Origin of the sequence: Flavonifractor sp. DFI.6.63, from assembly GCF_024462255.1 — a bacterium.
In the GTDB taxonomy this organism is placed as follows: domain Bacteria; phylum Bacillota; class Clostridia; order Oscillospirales; family Oscillospiraceae; genus Lawsonibacter_A; species Lawsonibacter_A hominis.
This window is the reverse complement of sequence record NZ_JANGBE010000091.1, coordinates 1-406: the sequence shown is the minus strand read 5'-3', so window position 1 is coordinate 406 and position 406 is coordinate 1. Positions and strand designations below refer to the sequence as shown.

Here is a 406-nt window from a genome sequence, read left to right as displayed (position 1 = left end):
GCAGGGAGGCGATGGGAGAGACGAGGCTGTTGGCGGCGGTGAAGTCATACTTGCCGTACACGGAGATGACCATGGAGGGCATCAGGTTCAGCAGGCCGCCGATGCCCAGGCCCACAAAGACGATGGCAATGTAGGTGAAGATGGGCAGCTTGGCGAAGATGAGCAGCAGCAGGGCGATGATGTAGGAGGCGGAGTAGACCACGCTGGCGGTCTTGGTGCCGACCTTCTGATCCAGCCAGCCCCAGAAGTAGCTGCCGAACAGGCCCACGACGGCGGCCACGGTGAGCATCATCAGGGCGGTGGGCTGGGAATTGCCCACGCTGATCATGCGGGGCACGAACTGGCTGACGATGCCGACGGTGACCATCCACAGCAGGCCGAAGCCCAGGGCCATGCACCACATGTC

1 pseudogene is annotated in these 406 nt (G+C 63.1%); it reads right to left on the bottom strand.

Features of this window, described 5'->3' with window-relative positions:
- Positions 1-406: pseudogene (locus NE547_RS18020) on the bottom strand (MFS transporter); the annotation flags it as partial.